The sequence below is a fragment of the Pseudomonas linyingensis genome, assembly GCF_900109175.1.
GTDB classification, from domain to species: Bacteria; Pseudomonadota; Gammaproteobacteria; order Pseudomonadales; family Pseudomonadaceae; genus Geopseudomonas; species Geopseudomonas linyingensis.
The window spans coordinates 47,905-63,668 of record NZ_FNZE01000007.1 but is presented as its reverse complement, the minus strand read 5'-3'; the positions used below and the strand labels follow the sequence as shown (position 1 = coordinate 63,668).

The window sequence follows — 15,764 nt, the reverse complement described above, 5'->3', positions numbered from 1 at the left end:
CCAGGTTGTCGCCTCGCGGGAGCTGTCACCCAGCTCTCGCGAAGCCCCGATGCCCGGGTGCGATCCGCCCGGGCATTTTCATATGCGAATTTAGCGAAAGGGATACCGTCAGCATGTTGGACGCCAATCTGAAAACCCAGTTGAAGGCCTACCTCGAGAAGGTCACCCAGCCGTTCGAGATCGCCGCGTCCCTCGATGACGGCGCCAAATCCCAGGAAATGCTCGCCCTGCTGCAGGATATCGTCAGCCTCAGCGACAAGATCACCCTCAAGACCGACGGCAACGACAGCCGCACGCCGTCGTTCAGCCTCAACCGCACGAACGGCAACATCGGCCTGCGCTTCGCCGGCATCCCGATGGGCCACGAGTTCACCTCTCTGGTGCTGGCCCTGCTGCAGGTCGGCGGCCATCCGTCGAAGCTGGCGACTGAAGTGATCGAGCAGATCAAGGGCATCGAGGGCGAGTTCAGCTTCGAGACCTACTTCTCGCTGTCCTGCCACAACTGCCCGGACGTGGTACAGGCGCTCAACCTGATGGCGGTGCTCAACCCCAACATCAAGCACGTAGCCATCGACGGCGCACTGTTCCAGGACGAGGTGAACCAGCGCCAGATCATGGCGGTGCCGAGCATCTACCTCAACGGCGAGCCGTTCGGTAACGGGCGCATGGACGTCGAGGAGATCCTCGCCAAACTGGATACCAACAGCGGCGCCCGCGACGCCGAGAAGCTCAACGCCAGGCCCGCCTTCGACGTGCTGGTGGTCGGTGGCGGCCCGGCCGGCGCAGCGGCGGCCATCTACGCTGCACGCAAGGGCATCCGCACCGGCGTCGCCGCCGAGCGCTTCGGCGGCCAGGTGCTGGACACCATGGCGATCGAGAACTTCATTTCCGTGAAGGAAACCGAAGGCCCGAAACTGGCCCGCTCCCTGGAAGAGCACGTGCGCCAGTACGAGGTCGACATCATCAACCTGCAGCGCGCCAGCAAGCTGATCCCGGCCGCGACCGAGGACGGCCTGCACACCGTGCAGTTCGACAACGGCGGCGAGCTGCAGGCCAAGACCGTGATTCTCGCCACCGGCGCCCGCTGGCGCGAGATGAACGTGCCCGGCGAGCAGGAATACCGCGGCCGCGGCGTGGCCTACTGCCCGCACTGCGACGGCCCGCTGTTCAAGGGCAAGCGCGTGGCGGTGATCGGCGGCGGCAACTCCGGTGTCGAGGCGGCCATCGACCTGGCCGGCATCGTCGCCCACGTCACCCTGCTGGAGTTCGGCGAGCAGCTGCGTGCCGACGCGGTGCTGCAGAACAAGCTGCGCAGCCTGCCCAACGTGACCATCATCACCATGGCGCAGACCACCGAGGTGCTGGGCGACGGCCAGAAGGTCAGCGGCCTCGTATACAAGGATCGCCACCACGACGAAGTGCACACCGTCGAGCTGGAAGGCATCTTCGTACAGATCGGTCTGCTGCCCAACAGCGACTGGCTGAAGGGCAGCGTCGAACTGTCGCGCGTCGGCGAGATCATCGTCGACGCCAAGGGCCAGACCAGCATCCCCGGCGTGTTCGGCGCTGGCGACGTGACCACCGTGCCGTACAAGCAGATCGTCATCGCCGTCGGCGAAGGGGCCAAGGCCTCGCTGTCCGCCTTCGACTACCTGATCCGCCAGGGCTGACCGCCCTGCCCGGCCATACGCCGCGCCGCTCTGCCGAGCAGCGCGGCGTTTTCGTTGGCGCCGGACGATTCTCGCGCCATCCGCCGCAGCCCGCAAAAACCCTCATGCCCCGCGGGGCGCTTAGTGGCGAGCGCGCAGCGCCGCATTGAGGTTGTCGACCACCTCGGCCCAGTCGGCATCCTCGAGGATTTCCTCGCGCAGGAAAGTCGCCTGCGCCGGCGACCAGAAGGGCGCATCGGCCAGCTGGATATCGTCGGCCAGCGGCGCATGGCGTTCGATGAACTGGCGGATCGAGTCGTTGTCGTTGGGCAGACCAAGCTGCCCGAACAGATGATGAAAGGCGTGGACCGGCTGTTCCATGGAATCCTCCCGCAGTGGCTGCGGCACGGTTGAGAACAGCACAGAGTATTGCCCAGCACGGACGAACCTGCCGGCGCGCGGCGGACAATTGCCGCCCAATGGCGCGGCAAGCAACAAAAGATCCCGAGCCCTGAGCAGAGTTCAGGACAGACCCAGAGTCACCGCCGTCAGCGCCGCATAGCGCGCACCCTTGGCCAGGGTGACGCAGAGCAGCACGATCCAGAACGACTCGCGCATCACCCCGGCGACCACAGTCAGCGGATCGCCGACCACCGGCAGCCAGCTCAGCAGCAGCGACCAGCGGCCATGGCGCTGGTACCAGTGCTGGGCGCGCTGCAGATGGTGCTCGCGCACCGGGAACCAGCGCTTTTCGCGGAAGCGCTCGAGATACAGGCCCAGCAGCCAGTTGAGCAGCGAACCGAGTACATTGCCGACGGTGGCTACCGTCAGCAGGGTCAGTACCGGATGGCTCTCGGCCAGCAGCAGGCCGACCAGCAGCGCCTCGGATTGCAACGGCAGCAGGCTGGCCGCGCCAAAGGCGGCGAAGAACAGGCCTATATAGGTACCAAGATCAAGCATGGACTGGGGCTGCCTGCCAGAAGGTGCGGCGAAAGGGGCGTCTTACTGGGCGTCGTCTTCGCGGATCAGCGCGTAGTCGAAACCATAGACATCGCTGAACCACACCGGGTTTCCCTCGGCCAGGCCACCATAGGTGATGCGCAGGGCCAGCAGGCTGGCACCGTAGCCCAGGTCCTGCAGCCGCTGGGCAAACAGGTCGCGGTAGAAACTGCTGGCGTCTTCATACGCCTCGCTGGCGCGCGCCTCGTCGTCGGGAAAACGGGCATCCAGCTCAGCATCGAAGCGGGCGAAGCGCTCGGCGAAATCGTCGGAGGCGTAGACGAACTCGTCCTCTTCGCCGCCGAAGACGAAGGCCAGATGTTCGCAGGGGGTTTCCAGATACTCGTCGTCCTGCTCGACGAACTGCTGCTGGCCGCAGATCGGGCAGTGCACCTTGGGCGGCTGCAAGCCGAACGGTTGCTCGATGGCGACATAACCGACCTGACCGGCGGCTGCCGGGGAAGCATTGTCCTGCATGAAATCCTCACTGAATCGACCCGGAACGAAACGGGGCGACCCGATGGCCGCCCCGCGGGTGATGCGAAGTTTAAGGGTTCATGCATGGATGTGGGCGGAAAATCGTCGCCGCGTATCCGCCGGATCAGAGTTTCCAGGCGTAGGCGATGCCGACACTGTCCTGCTGCATCTGCAGATCCACCTCGCCGCCGCCAAAGGCCTGCGGAATCGAGTTGCTGCCCTTGAGCTCCTCGCTGAAGGCATGGGCGTAGAACACGCTGATCTCGTGGCCGGCCTCCGGCACCCAGGTAGCGCCGAGGGTCAGGTGCTCACGCACCACGCCGGGGGCCAGGGTGTTGAAGAAGGTTTCGCCCTTGTCCAGCGCCTGGTCGGCCCAGCTGTAGCCGCCGCGCAGGGTCAGCTGCGCAGTGACCGCGTAGCTGGCGCCGAGCTTGTAGACGCGGATGTCCTCCCAGCCGAAGTTGGGACCGTCCTCGGAGCCGAGTAGATGACCGCTGAACAGCACGTCCACCGAGTTGGAGATCGCCTTCACGTCGCTGTAGTCGATCTGCTGCACGTCCGCCGCCAGGGTCAGCCGCTCGGTGGCGCGCCAGGCCAGGCCGATGCCGTAGTTTTCCGGAATGTCGAAGCTGCCGTGGTCGGCGAACAGACCTTCGTAGCGCTCGAACTTGCCGGTCTTGATCTTCGACGACCAGGCCACGCCAACGCTCAGGCTGTCGGTGAGCTGGCCGTTCCAGCCCAGGCGCAGGCCCCAGCCGTCGGAGTGATCGTGGCCATCGTCGCTGACATGCTCCGGCGACTCGGACATGCGGGCAAAGCCATCGATACCACGCGCCTCGAAGCGCTGGTAGGCGTAGTTGAGGCCGATGCCGAAGCTGTGGCGCTCGTTGACGCGCCAGGCCAGCGACGGGGTAACGAACACCTGAGTCAGGTCGACGCCAGCGTCGCCAGTGCTGCCGTAGGCGCTGAAGGGATTGCGCTGATAGTCGGTGTTCATGCCGCCGTTGCCGTACACAGCCAGACCGAAGGCGAGGCGTTCATTGAGCTGGCGGGTGTAACCGAACTCGGGGATCAGGAAGGACTCGGTATCGTTGCCGTCGTAACGGCCATTGGCACCCGGAACGGGGGAACCGCTAATTTCCACGCTGCGCTCGGGCTTGAACCAAGTGACGCCCAGATCGAGGCGGTCGCCCACCAGCGCGATGCCAGCTGGATTGCTGGCGGCGGCCAGGGCATCCTGCGGCAGGGCGTAGCCGACGCCGGCCATGCCGAGGGACTTGATCCCGTAGCCGTGGGCGAAGTAACCGTTGGTGGCGAAGGCCAGCGGGCTGACGGCGGCACTGCCGGCGAGCAGCGCGGCAAACAGCGGCTTGTTGAACGACATGCGGATTCCCCCAAAAACTGTCGGCTGCCAGCGGCAAACCGGAATGGAGGCAATCTTAAACAAAATACATAATGTGCAATTATAATATTAGCTTATGTTTTGATTCACTTTTGTTCTATGCGGCCGAGCTACAGCCCCGTCAGGCCTGCGGACAGTAGAGCTGGTAGAGGGTACCGAGCAGCACCAGCAGCTTCGGCTCGGCGATCGAGTAGAACATGCGCTTGCCGTCGCGCCGCGTCTGCACCAACCCCTCGTTGCGCAGCACCGCCAGCTGCTGCGACAGGCTCGGCTGGCGCAGGCCGAGCATTTCCTCCAGTTCGCCCACCGAACGCTCGCCCTGGCTGAGCTGGCAGAGCAGCAGGAGACGATCCGGATTGCCCAGCGTGCGCAACACCCCCGCCGCGTGGGCAGCGGCAGCACGCATCAGCTGCATATCGAGTTCGGCTTGGGCTTCGGCCATGGTGCGGAGGTTCCTTGTTTCACGGATCATCGGGGACGCTGCGCGACAGTATCGCCCGAACATCCCGCCACGACCATGCCCGCCATCCGCGGCGGATCACTATCCAGATGCCCTGCACCGGCCTATAATGCGCGCAATTACTGTATAAAAAACCAGCCAATCAAACATCATGCAGGCAGATGGGGTGGCACATGGCCGTCGAAGTGGTTTATCGCAGCAGCCGGGATGTGGAGCGTTTGTTCATGGATAAGGCCGAAGCCGATCGTCACGACCGCATGCTGGAACTGGCCGAAAAGCTGGCCGACGTGCTGCAGCAGGCGGTGCCGGCGCTCGGCGAACGCCAGGCCGAGGAACTGGGCATCTACATGGCCAGGCACCGCGACGTGTTCGCCAGGGCGTTCAAGAACCAGGCGGATGCGCTGGACGAACTGCGCAGTCCGCCGGCCGCCGAGTAACGCTGCGCTCGACACGAAACACCCGCCAGCGCGGCGCTCAGCCGCCGGTGGCATTCATGAAGCGCAACACCTGCACCTCGCCGGACACCGCGAACTCGTGGCGCAGCGGCTTGTGCTGCAGCGCCGCGCCGATGGCCTCGAGCAGCGGGCGATCCTCGGTCGGATGGCGGCGTACCAGACCGCGCAGATCCAGCGAATTCTCGTGACCGAGACACAGCAGCAGGCGCCCTTCGGCGGTCAGGCGCAGACGGTTGCAGCTGCTGCAGAAGTTGTGCGAATGGGGGGAAATGAAGCCGACGCGGGTATCCGGATGGCCCTCCAGGCGCACGTAGCGCGCCGGGCCGCCGCTCTGCTCGGGGCTGTCGAACAGGTTGTAGCGCTGAGCGACCAGTGCGCGCACCTCGTCGCTGGAGCAGAATGCCTCGCCGCGGTCGCGGCCGACCTGACCGAGCGGCATCTCCTCGATGAAGCTGATGTCCAGACCGCGGGCCACGGCGAAGTCGACCAACGCGGCCACCTCGTCGTCGTTGCGTCCCTTCATGATCACGCTGTTGAGCTTGATCCGCGCGAAGCCGGCGGCGCGCGCCACCTCGATGCCGGCCAGTACCTGCTCGAGATCGCCGCTGCGGGTGATGGCGTGAAATTTCGCCGCATCCAGGCTGTCGAGGCTGATGTTGAGGCGCTTGACCCCCGCCTCGGCCAGCGGCACGGCCAGCTTGCCCAGTTGCGAGCCGTTGCTGGTCATCACCAGCTCGCGCAGACCGGGCAGCGCGGCTATCTGCCGGCACAGGTCGACGATGCCGCGGCGCACCAGCGGCTCGCCGCCGGTCAGGCGAATCTTCTTCACCCCCAGGCCGACGAACAGTCGGGCGATGCGCACGATCTCCTCAAAACCGAGCACCTGCTGGCGCGGCAGGAAGGTCATGTCCTCGGCCATGCAGTAGACGCAGCGGAAGTCGCAGCGATCCGTCACCGACAGGCGCAGGTAGTCGATCTTGCGACCATGGCCGTCCAGCAGCATGGCATCGTTCATCTCGGGGTCTCTCCTCGTGGCCGCACCGCACGCTCGGCTGGCATGCCCACCCGATGCAAGGACTGCACCAGCGCTGCGATCGCCTGCGCGATGCCCATCGCCCCTTAGTTAAGCACGTCCCCCGCGGGTTGGCCGAGCCGCGCGCCGCCGCGAGAGCGCACCAGATCGAGGCGCACCGCGTTGCAGGGCGCCAGCAGCGCACCATCGCGAGGCATGAGCACGGGTCAGTCCCAGCGCCGGGCGGCGCTCTGGTCGCTGTCGCGGCCATCGACCCAGCGTGCACCTTCGGGCGTGTCCTCGCGCTTCCAGAACGGCGCGCGGGTCTTCAGGTAGTCCATGATGAAATTGCAGGCGTCGAAGGCGGCCTGGCGATGGCTGCTGGCGGTGCCGACGAAGACGATCGGCTCGCCCGGCAGCAGGTGGCCGACGCGGTGGACGATCTCCACGCCGAGCAGCGGCCAGCGCTGGCCGGCCTGCTCGACGATGCCAGCCAGCGCCTTCTCGGTCATGCCCGGATAGTGCTCGAGGGTCAGCGCCGCCACTGCGTTGCCGTCGTTGTAGTCGCGCACGTAACCAACAAAGCCGACCACCGCACCGATGCCGGCATTGGCGGCGTGCAGCGCCTCCAGTTCGACTCCCGGCTGGAACGCCGCGACCTGCACCCGTATCGCCATGTCAGCCTCCGGTCACCGGCGGGAAGAAAGCCACCTCGTCGCCATCGGCCAGCGGCTCGGCGAGACTGCACAGCTCCTGATTGCGCGCGCACATCAGGCCCTTCTCGGCCAGCACCTGCCAGGCCTCGCCACGCGCCAGCAGCTGGCGACGCAGGGCGTCGAGGCTGTCCAGCTCGGCCGACCAGGCCAGGCTCTCGCCGTCGCTATCCAGCGCCTCGCGGTAGCGGGCAAAAAAACGCACTTCGATCATGCCGGCTCCTCAGCACGGTAGTCGCCGCTCTTGCCGCCGCTCTTCTCCAGCAGGCGCACGCGCTCGATGGTCATCCCCCGATCCACCGCCTTGCACATGTCGTAGAGGGTCAGCGCGGCGACGCTGGCGGCGGTCAGCGCCTCCATCTCCACGCCGGTCTGTCCGGCCAGCTTGCAGCGCGCGACGATGCGGACGGCGTCCGTGCCCTGCGGCTCCAGCTCGACGCGGATGCCGGTGAGCAGCAGCGGATGGCACAGCGGGATCAGCTCGTGGGTCTTCTTCGCCGCCATGATCCCGGCCACCCTGGCCACGGCGAAAACGTCGCCCTTGGGATGGTCGCCAGTGACGATCAGCTTGAGGGTTTGCGGCTGCATGCGCACCAGTGCCTCGGCACTGGCTTCGCGGCTGGTGGCGGCCTTGTCGGTGACGTCGACCATGTTGGCCCGCCCCTGGGCGTCGAGATGGGTCAGCACGGCGCTTGTCTCGGATGAAACCTGAGGGACAGACTTAGCAAGAGTCATGCCCGCTGCGGCCGAACCCCGCGCGGAGGATCCTTCGTTGGGCGCGCCCGGCATCGCCCCGGGCGGAGCGGCCGCCGTCAGCGCCTCGAGCGTATTCAGATTGGCCAGCCGCGGATCGTCCTGCGCGCAGCCCAGCACCTGGGCATCGGCGCCCAGCAGGAAACGCAGCGGGCTGCGCTCGCCGGCCTGCCAGACGCGCTCCAGTTCGCCCTGCAGGCTGCGCGGAATCATGCAGAACATCGGCTCCCACTGCGCACCGCGGCGCAGCAGCAACGGACGCTGCGGCTCGCTCATCGCCTGGTGGCGCATGGCCGAAAGCAGATCTTCGTCGATCTGCGGCGCATCGCAGGGCAACACCAGCAGCCAGTCGTGGCGCATCGCGGCGAGGCCGGCGCGGATACCGGCCAGCGGACCGGGAAAATCGTCGCTTTCGTCGCTCACCAGACGGTCGGCCCAGAGCGCGTAGCTCTCGGCGTTGCGGTTGCAGGAGATGATCAGGTCGTCGGTCAGCGGCTGGACCCGCTCGCTCATCACCGAGATCAACGGGCGGCCGGCGAACTCCACCAGTCCCTTGTCCACCCCGCCCATGCGGCGCCCTCTCCCGCCGGCAAGCAGCAGTACGGAACAGGGGGGCAGGTCAGCGGCAGCAGACATGGTGATACTCCAGGCGAATGATATTGCTGCGATGTTACACCGCCACGCGCGCGCCGCCAGCCGACCGGTTCCGCAATCTATGGCCCCGACGCCCGACGGGCGCGGGCAGGCGTGCATTCATGCGCCTCCGCGCAGCATCCGCAGGGCGCGGCCCCCCTCCCCGCCCCCGCTGCGCCACTCGCCTGGCTCAGCCCTCCGGCTGCTCCAGCGCAGTGACCAGCGCCTTGAGGAAGCGCCCCGCCTCGCCGCCGGTGACCGCGCGGTGATCGAAGGTCAGCGACAGCGGCATGACCGGGTGCACCGCCACCTGGCCGTTCACCGCCACCGGCTGGTCGCGGATCACCCCGGCACCGATGATCGCCACCTGCGGCGGCACCACGATGGGGTTGGCGTAGCGCCCGAACAGGGTGCCGAAGTTGGACAGGGTCAGGGTCGCGCCCATCATCTCCTGGGGCGGAATCGAGCGCGCCTTGACCGCCTCGCGCAGGCGCCGCATGCCCTCGCGCAGGTCGTCGGCATCGCGCGCGCCGACCCTGTGCAGCACCGGCACGAACAGGCCGTCCGGGGTGTCCACGGCGATGCCCAGGTTGAGTTCCTCGTGGCGGCGCACGGCCATGGCCTTGCCGTCGAACCAGGCGTTGAGCCCCGGCTCGGCGCGACAGGCGACGGCGATGGCCTGGGCCAGGCGCACCAGCGGTTCGCGGGCGGCTGGCCAGCGGCTGAGGTCGGCGTCCTCGACCAGCATCACCGGCACCACCTCGGCGTGGGCGCGCGCCATGTTCAGCGCCATGCTGCGGCGCACGCCACGCAGGCGCTCGCCGCCGAAGCTGGTACGCGCGCTCTCGGCCGCCGCCTCGACATCGGCGCGGGTGATCAGGCCGTCGGCACCCGAGCCGCTCAGGCTGGTCAGCTCCACGCCGAGCTGACGCGCCAGCTGGCGCACCGCCGGGGTGGCGCGCGGCGCCAGGTGCTCGCGGGTCGAGGGCGCGGCGCCGACGAAGAAGCTGTCGCCCGCCCCGCCCTCGCCGGCTTCCAGCTTGCCGACCACGGTGCCGGTGTCCTCGCCCTCGCCCTCGTAGGCCAGCAGCGGCTCGCCGACGTGAAGGATGTCGCCCTCGGCGCCGTAGGTCTTCAGCACCACGCCGTCGTAGGGCGCCGGAATGTCGACGATCGCCTTGGCGGTTTCCACCGAGACCAGCAGCTGGTCGGCCTTGACGCTGTCGCCGGCCTTGACGTGCCACTCGACGATTTCCGCCTCCTGCAGGCCTTCGCCGAGGTCGGGCAGCTTGAAGTGTTTCATGCATGTTCTCCTCTGCGGTGCGCACTGCGCACCTGCAATCCGTGTGGGAGGCGCGACCTCGCGGCGATGCGGACCAGCGACCCGCCAGGCGGACAGTGCATCGCCCCGCGGTCGGGTCGCCCACCAAAGCCGCTCGGCATCGCCTTCAGGCGTAGTCCAGCACCGTTTCACAGGCGGCGAGGATGTCGCCGACATCCGGCAGGTAGTACGACTCCAGGCGGTACAGCGGCGGCGGGATGTCCGGGGCGGCGACGCGCTGGATCGGTGCGTGCAGGTCGAGCAGCGCGCGCTCGTACAGGCTGGCGGCGATCTCCGCGCCCACCCCGCCGCTCTTCGGCGCCTCGTGGACGATCACGCAGCGGCCGGTCTTGCGCACCGAGGCCTCCAGGGTGTCGAGATCCAGCGGCTTGAGGCAGGCGACGTCGATCACCTCGGCGCTGACCCCGCGCTCGGCCAGCGCGGCGGCCGCCTGCAGCGTCTCGTGCACGCTGGCGCCCCAGCTGACCAGGGTGAGGTCGCTGCCCTCGCGCAGGGTGAAGCAGCTGTCCAGCGGCAGGCGGCGGCCGTCGTCCTCCAGCGGCTGGGGGTTCATCCGGTACAGGCGGGTCGGCTCGAGGAAGATCACCGGGTCGGGATCGTCGATGGCCGCCAGCAGCAGACCGTAGGCGCGCGCCGGCGACGAGGGGATGACCACGCGCAGGCCGGGAATGTGCGCGAACAGCGCCTCGGTGGACTCGCTGTGGTGCTCGGGCGCACGGATGCCGGCGCCCATCGGCGAGCGCAGCACCAGCGGGCAGGTCAGCCGGCCGCGGGTGCGGTTGCGCAGGCGACTGGCGTGCGACACCAGTTGCTCCATGGCCGCATAGATGAAGCCGAGGAACTGGATTTCCATCACCGGCTTGAGGCCCTGGGCGGCCATGCCGATGCTCAGCCCGGCGATCATGTTCTCGGCCAGCGGCGTGTCGATCACCCGCTTGAAGCCGAACGCCTCGCGCAGGCCGAGGGTGGCGCGGAACACGCCGCCGTTGACGCCGATGTCCTCGCCGAGCACCACCACGTTGTCGTCCTCGGCCATCGCGCGGTGCAGGGCCAGGTTGACCGCCTCCAGCAGGGTGTACTTTTTCTCACTCATGGTCGGCTCCTTGCGTGCGGCGGGCGATGCGCTCGGCGAACTGCTCGCGCTGCTCGGCCAAGGCCGGCGGCCAGCTGGCGTAGACGTGACGGAACACCTCCTGCGCATCCTGCGCCGGAGCCGCCTCGTAGCGTTCGATGGCCTGCTGCAGTTCGACCTGGCATTCGGCCACCAGCGCCTGCTCCTGGGTCTCGTCCCACAGGCCGCGCGCCACCAGGAAGTTCTGCAGGCGCTTGACCGGCTCCTCGTGCCAGGCCTGGTTGACCTCCTCGGCGCTGCGGTAGCGGGTGGCGTCGTCGGCGGTGGTGTGGTCGCACAGCCGGTAGGTGATGCACTCCAGCAGCGTCGGCCCCTTGCCGTGGCGGGCCTGCTCGAGGGCGTGACGCAGGCGCTCGACCAGCGCGATCACGTCGTTGCCGTCCACCTGCTCGCCGGCGAACCCGGCGCCGAGGGCCTTCTGCGCCAGGGTCGGCGCGCCGCACTGGATGCGCCGCGGTACCGAGATCGCCCACTGGTTGTTGTTGACCACGAACACCACCGGCAGCTGCCAGGCGCCGGCGACGTTGAGGGCCTCGAGGAAATCGCCCTTGCTGGTGGCGCCATCGCCGCAGGTGGTCAGCGCCACGCGGTGCTCGCCGCGGATCTTGAAGGCGCTGGCCACCCCGCAGGCATGCAGGGCCTGGGTGGCGATCGGCACGCACAACGGGAAATCGCCACGCGCCAGCGGCGCGGCGAAGTCGCTGCCGCGCTCGTCGCCGCCCCAGTACAGCAGCATCTCGCTCATGCTCACCCCACGCAGCAGCTGGCTGGCGGTGTCGCGGTAGTAGGGCAACAGCACGTCGTCGTCGCGCAGCAGGGTGCCGATGGCGGTGCCGATGGCTTCCTGACCGAGGCTGGAGGCGTAGGTGCCGATGCGTCCGGTGCGCTGCAGGGCGATGACCTTCTGGTCGAACAGGCGTGTGCGCAGCATGGCGCGGTACAGCGCGACCAGCCGTGCGCCCTCCTCCGTCCAGTCGGGCAGCGGCCCGAGCGGACGGCCCTCGGGATCGAGGTAGCGGGTGAAGGGCAGTTCGATACGGCTATGGGGCATGGCATCCTCCCTGGCACCTTGCGGTGCGGTGGCGGCCGCGGCTCGGCGGCGCAGCGACTCAGGAACCGTAGATCAGGCGCTCGGCGAGCATGTCGGCCACCCTCGCCGGCGACCGGCGCTCGGCCTGCGCTTCGGCATAGATCTCGCTCAGCCGCGCGCCGATCCGCGAAAGGTGGGCGGTAATCTCGGCCGGACTCAGCCCCTGGTGCTGCAGGGCGACGAAGATCAGGCCGCCGGAGTTGATCACGTAGTCCGGGGCGTAGAGGATCCCGCGCGCCGCCAGTTGGTCGCCCATCTCCGGGCTGTCGAGTTGATTGTTGGCCGCGCCGGCGACGGCCGCACAGCGCAACTGGCCGACCGTCTGCGGGTTGATTGCCCCACCCAGGCCGCAGGGCGCGAGGATGTCGCAGGGCATGCCGAGCAGCACCTCGCTGGACACCGGCTGCGCGCCGAGGCGCTCGACCGCCCGCTGCAGGCGCCCCTCGTCGATATCGCTGACCAGCAGTTCGGCGCCGGCGGCGCTCAGGTGCTCGGCCAGCGCGTAGCCGACATGGCCGAGGCCCTGCACGGCGATGCGCAGGCCCTTGAGGTCGGCGCTACCCAGTCGCGCCTCGGCGGTGGCGCGGATGCCGGCGAACACGCCGAGGGCGGTGTGCGGCGACGGATCGCCGCCTTGGGTGGTGCTGGTGACGTGACGGGTGTGGCGGGCGATGCAGTCCATGTCGGCGCTGGAGGTGCCGCTGTCCACCGCGGTGATGTAGCGGCCGCCGAGCTTGTCGACGAAACGGCCGAAGGCCTCGAACAGCGCCTCGCGACTGGCCAGCTGCGGCGGGCTGATGATCACCGCCTTGCCGCCGCCGAGGGCCAGGCCGGCCAGCGCGGCCTTGTAGCTCATGCCGCGGGCCAGGCGCACGGCGTCGCGCGCCGCGCTCTGCTCGTCGGCATAGGCCAGATAGCGACAGCCGCCGAGCGCCGGGCCGAGGTTGGTGTTGTGAATGGCGATGATCGCGCGCAGCCCCGTTTGCGGGTCGCTGGCCAGATGCAGCTCCTCGACGCGCGCGGCTTCCATGGTGGCGAACATGAGACGAACTCCTGACTGGTCGATGAGTTCGGCGTCGTCAGCAGGATCGCGTATCAGGCGGTGTCTGTGCCGAGTGGAGAGCCGACCCGACACACATCCGCCCGCGTCGCGATCCGCGTGGTCCAAAGGCCAACGCGACGCTTCTTTCGTCTCAGTATAGGCAGCGCTCGCCCCGCTGCCCGGCGATCAGCGCAGGTTGGCCACCAGGCGCGCCAGCCACGGCTCGGCGTCCTCGGCCGGGGTTACCGTCTCGCTGGCATCCAGCTGCAGCTGCGACTGCACATCGCGCATGCCCAGCTTGAGCAGCAGCGCATGGGCCTGCAGGGCGGCGGCACAGAAGTTCTCGCCGTAGTTGGAGTCGCCCAGGCCGATCACCGCCACCGGCCGGCCACGCCAGTCGGGCTGCCAGCCGTCGATCTCGTCGAGCAGCGCCTGCAGGTCGTCAGGCACCTCGCCCATGCCGGTGGTCGAGGTCACCACCAGCAGCGCCTGCGGGTCCAGCGCCAGCAGCGCGTCGAGGCCGATGTCCGGCAGATGGCGCGCGTCCAGGCCGGCAGCGCGCAGCTGCGCTTCGGCATGGCGGGCCACCTCTTCGGCGGCGCCGAAGGCAGAACCTGAAAGAATGGCGACTTCGAGCATGGAGGCTCCCGGGCAAAAATGGAAAGCCACCATTATGCGCCAATGCACCGCCGCTGCGACGGCATGGCAAGCCGATGGGGATGGATTAGAATGCCGTCATCACCTACAGGACAGTTCCGATGATCAACGCCAAGCTGCTGCAACTGGTAATCGACGCCTCCAACGACGGCATCGTGGTGGCCGAACAGGAAGGCGACGACAACATTCTCATCTACGCCAACCGGGCCTTCGAGCGCCTGACCGGCTATGCGGTCGACGACATCCTCTATCAGGACTGCCGCTTCCTGCAGGCCGGCGACCGTGCCCAACCCGGCCTGGACGCCATCCGCCAGGCGGTCCATGAGCATCGCCCGTGCCGCCAGGTGATTCGCAACTACCGCAAGGATGGCACGCCGTTCTGGAACGAACTGTCGATCACCCCGGTGCTCAACGAGGCCGACCAGCTGACCTACTACATCGGCATCCAGAAGGACGTCACCGAACAGGTCGAGGCCCAGCAACGCGTGCGCGAGCTGGAAGCCGAGCTGACCGCGGTCAAGGCCGAACTGGAAGCCCTGCGCGCCGGCAAGGCCTGACGGCGCGTACCGCCCGGTCCTGCGCCAGCGATCGGCCCGCCAGGCGCCGGTCTGAGGCGCACAAACAGACAGCCATCCAGCACCGCAGATCACGGCAGGCCGACGAGACGGAAAATAAAAAACTCCGGCAGCCAAAAGGTTCGCGACGGCTGCCGGAGTGCGCAGGCAGAGTGCGGCGTACAGGCTTTCAGGGGGGTGGACTGTACGGCGCGCATTTCTGTATAGCTTTTGTATAGGAAATTGCCGTACACAGCAAGCATTCCTGTACAGCGCGCACAGTATTTTTTCGCCGACAGCCCAACACGCCACCCGGGCATGCCCGGGCGACGGCATTCGAAGCAATCGAATCAGGGGAAGCGGCCCGGGCAGCCGGGCCGGCAGAACGCGCCCGTCAGGTATCCAGATGACCGGCGAGGAACTGGCGCAGACGCCGCGGCATCAACCGCCCCTCGCTGCCCAGACAGGCGATCGGCGTTCCCTGCAGGGACTCCTCGGCCAGCTCGGCCACCTCGCCGGCCAGCGCCAGCGGGCAGTCCAGCGCCAGCACCAGACGACCGAGCTGGCGCGGCAGCTCGGTTTCCGGCGGACGATTGGAGAACAGCACCAGCGCCTGCGGCTGGATCTTCTCGCACACCAGCGGCAACTCGTCGAACGGCTGACCAATGCCGAGCAGGCTTACCGCCAGGTCGCTGCCGGCCAGCAGCAGGCCGGTGACCAGCAGCTCCAGCTCGTGACCATGGCCGGGCAGCGCGGCGAGCAGCACGCGCTCCTCGCCCTGCGCGCGGCTCAGTTGCAGGCGCTGCAGGGCGCGGCCGCGCAGGAAGGTGTCGAAAAACAGCCATTCGCTGGTCTGGCCAAAACCGTCCTGGCGCAGCAGCAGCTCCTGCCAAACCGGCAGCAGCACGTCCTGAAACACCACCGCCAGCGGGTAGCTGGAGAAAACCTGACCGTAGAGACGCTCCAGGCGCCCCTCGTCGAAGTCCGCCACGGCGCGGCGCAGCTGCGCCTGCCACTCGTCCCACTCGCCGGCGGCCACGCCGTCGTAGGCCGGCGCGCTGGGCGCCTTGGCCGTATTGCTGCGGGCGAGAATCTTGCCGACCTTGCTGACCGCCACGCCGCGCTCGATCCAGGCCAGGATGCTGCGCACCGCATCGATGTCGGCCAGCGAATACAGGCGATGGCCACTCTCGGTGCGGGTCGGCTGGATCAGCCCGTAGCGCCGCTCCCAGGCCCGCAGGGTAACCGGGTTGACGCCAGTCAGGCGCGACACCTCTCGGATCGGATACAGCTCTTCCTCGCGAGGCACGGCGGGGACGCTGACGGAGGTGGCGGAGAATTCGGGCATGGCATGGGCACCGCACGGCGGATGTGAGTGGCGATTGTAACCCAGG

General features: G+C 68.0%; 18 protein-coding genes and 1 pseudogene. 3 read left to right on the top strand and 16 right to left on the bottom strand.

Annotated features, from left to right (window positions below; genetic code table 11):
• The first annotated feature begins 113 nt into the window (after nucleotides 1-113).
• The gene (gene ahpF, locus BMZ19_RS10280) at nucleotides 114-1,670 is read left to right on the top strand and encodes an alkyl hydroperoxide reductase subunit F (RefSeq protein ID WP_090310544.1); all 1,557 of its coding nucleotides are present in this window, start codon (nucleotides 114-116) and stop codon (nucleotides 1,668-1,670) included.
• Between the two features lie 120 nt (nucleotides 1,671-1,790).
• Here ahpF and BMZ19_RS10275 read toward each other — a convergent pair whose 3' ends face one another.
• The 5 genes from BMZ19_RS10275 to BMZ19_RS10255 all read right to left on the bottom strand — a co-directional run bounded on the left by BMZ19_RS10275 (nucleotide 1,791) and on the right by BMZ19_RS10255 (nucleotide 4,969).
• Nucleotides 1,791-2,030, bottom strand: a complete 240-nt coding sequence (locus BMZ19_RS10275; RefSeq protein WP_090310542.1) for a DUF2789 domain-containing protein — start codon at nucleotides 2,028-2,030, stop codon at nucleotides 1,791-1,793.
• A gap of 141 nt (nucleotides 2,031-2,171) precedes the next feature.
• Nucleotides 2,172-2,609 (bottom strand): YqaA family protein, encoded by a 438-nt coding sequence (locus BMZ19_RS10270; protein WP_090310540.1) that lies wholly within the window; start codon nucleotides 2,607-2,609, stop codon nucleotides 2,172-2,174.
• Nucleotides 2,610-2,651: 42 nt separating this feature from the next.
• Nucleotides 2,652-3,125 (bottom strand): hypothetical protein, encoded by a 474-nt coding sequence (locus tag BMZ19_RS10265; protein ID WP_090310538.1) that lies wholly within the window; start codon nucleotides 3,123-3,125, stop codon nucleotides 2,652-2,654.
• 124 nt (nucleotides 3,126-3,249) lie between these two features.
• Nucleotides 3,250-4,509: an OmpP1/FadL family transporter gene (locus tag BMZ19_RS10260; RefSeq protein ID WP_090310536.1), complete on the bottom strand. Its 1,260-nt coding sequence runs from the start codon at nucleotides 4,507-4,509 to the stop codon at nucleotides 3,250-3,252.
• 139 nt (nucleotides 4,510-4,648) lie between these two features.
• The gene (locus BMZ19_RS10255) at nucleotides 4,649-4,969 is read right to left on the bottom strand and encodes an ArsR/SmtB family transcription factor (protein WP_170847737.1); all 321 of its coding nucleotides are present in this window, start codon (nucleotides 4,967-4,969) and stop codon (nucleotides 4,649-4,651) included.
• 191 nt (nucleotides 4,970-5,160) lie between these two features.
• Here BMZ19_RS10255 and BMZ19_RS10250 point away from each other — a divergent pair, with 191 nt between their 5' ends.
• Nucleotides 5,161-5,424, top strand: a complete 264-nt coding sequence (locus tag BMZ19_RS10250; protein ID WP_090310534.1) for a YebG family protein — start codon at nucleotides 5,161-5,163, stop codon at nucleotides 5,422-5,424.
• A gap of 37 nt (nucleotides 5,425-5,461) precedes the next feature.
• On the opposite strand, the gene moaA is transcribed toward BMZ19_RS10250, so the two are convergent.
• From moaA to BMZ19_RS10200, 10 genes and pseudogenes are all read right to left on the bottom strand, one after another.
• On the bottom strand, nucleotides 5,462-6,445 hold the full coding sequence (gene moaA, locus BMZ19_RS10245) for a GTP 3',8-cyclase MoaA (protein WP_090310810.1): 984 nt from the start codon (nucleotides 6,443-6,445) through the stop codon (nucleotides 5,462-5,464).
• Nucleotides 6,446-6,681: 236 nt separating this feature from the next.
• Nucleotides 6,682-7,131, bottom strand: coding sequence for a molybdopterin synthase catalytic subunit MoaE (moaE, locus tag BMZ19_RS10240; protein WP_090310532.1), 450 nt, complete (start codon nucleotides 7,129-7,131; stop codon nucleotides 6,682-6,684).
• A gap of 1 nt (nucleotide 7,132) precedes the next feature.
• A complete protein-coding gene (locus BMZ19_RS10235; RefSeq protein ID WP_090310531.1) occupies nucleotides 7,133-7,381 on the bottom strand; it encodes a MoaD/ThiS family protein in 249 nt (82 codons plus the stop codon).
• Nucleotides 7,378-7,854, bottom strand: coding sequence for a cyclic pyranopterin monophosphate synthase MoaC (moaC, locus tag BMZ19_RS10230; RefSeq protein ID WP_090310808.1), 477 nt, complete (start codon nucleotides 7,852-7,854; stop codon nucleotides 7,378-7,380). The genes BMZ19_RS10235 and moaC overlap by 4 nt, the downstream gene beginning before the upstream one ends.
• Before the next feature lie 126 nt (nucleotides 7,855-7,980).
• A pseudogene (mobA, locus tag BMZ19_RS10225) lies at nucleotides 7,981-8,556 on the bottom strand (molybdenum cofactor guanylyltransferase MobA); the annotation flags it as partial.
• Between the two features lie 187 nt (nucleotides 8,557-8,743).
• On the bottom strand, nucleotides 8,744-9,856 hold the full coding sequence (locus BMZ19_RS10220; protein WP_090310529.1) for a dihydrolipoamide acetyltransferase family protein: 1,113 nt from the start codon (nucleotides 9,854-9,856) through the stop codon (nucleotides 8,744-8,746).
• A 145-nt stretch (nucleotides 9,857-10,001) separates the two neighbouring features.
• Nucleotides 10,002-10,988 (bottom strand): alpha-ketoacid dehydrogenase subunit beta, encoded by a 987-nt coding sequence (locus tag BMZ19_RS10215; RefSeq protein WP_090310527.1) that lies wholly within the window; start codon nucleotides 10,986-10,988, stop codon nucleotides 10,002-10,004.
• Nucleotides 10,981-12,078, bottom strand: a complete 1,098-nt coding sequence (pdhA, locus tag BMZ19_RS10210) for a pyruvate dehydrogenase (acetyl-transferring) E1 component subunit alpha (RefSeq protein WP_090310526.1) — start codon at nucleotides 12,076-12,078, stop codon at nucleotides 10,981-10,983. The genes BMZ19_RS10215 and pdhA overlap by 8 nt, the downstream gene beginning before the upstream one ends.
• 58 nt (nucleotides 12,079-12,136) lie before the next feature.
• Nucleotides 12,137-13,159 (bottom strand): Glu/Leu/Phe/Val dehydrogenase family protein, encoded by a 1,023-nt coding sequence (locus BMZ19_RS10205; RefSeq protein WP_090310524.1) that lies wholly within the window; start codon nucleotides 13,157-13,159, stop codon nucleotides 12,137-12,139.
• A 186-nt stretch (nucleotides 13,160-13,345) separates the two neighbouring features.
• The gene (locus BMZ19_RS10200) at nucleotides 13,346-13,798 is read right to left on the bottom strand and encodes a flavodoxin domain-containing protein (RefSeq protein ID WP_090310522.1); all 453 of its coding nucleotides are present in this window, start codon (nucleotides 13,796-13,798) and stop codon (nucleotides 13,346-13,348) included.
• 119 nt (nucleotides 13,799-13,917) lie between these two features.
• On the opposite strand from BMZ19_RS10200, the gene BMZ19_RS10195 reads away from it, so the two are divergent.
• Entirely contained in the window at nucleotides 13,918-14,373 is a 456-nt protein-coding gene (locus BMZ19_RS10195) for a PAS domain-containing protein (protein ID WP_090310520.1), read from the top strand.
• 391 nt (nucleotides 14,374-14,764) lie between these two features.
• Here the strand turns inward: BMZ19_RS10195 and BMZ19_RS10190 are convergent, their stop codons facing one another.
• On the bottom strand, nucleotides 14,765-15,718 hold the full coding sequence (locus tag BMZ19_RS10190) for a MerR family transcriptional regulator (RefSeq protein ID WP_090310518.1): 954 nt from the start codon (nucleotides 15,716-15,718) through the stop codon (nucleotides 14,765-14,767).
• Nucleotides 15,719-15,764 lie beyond the last annotated feature (46 nt).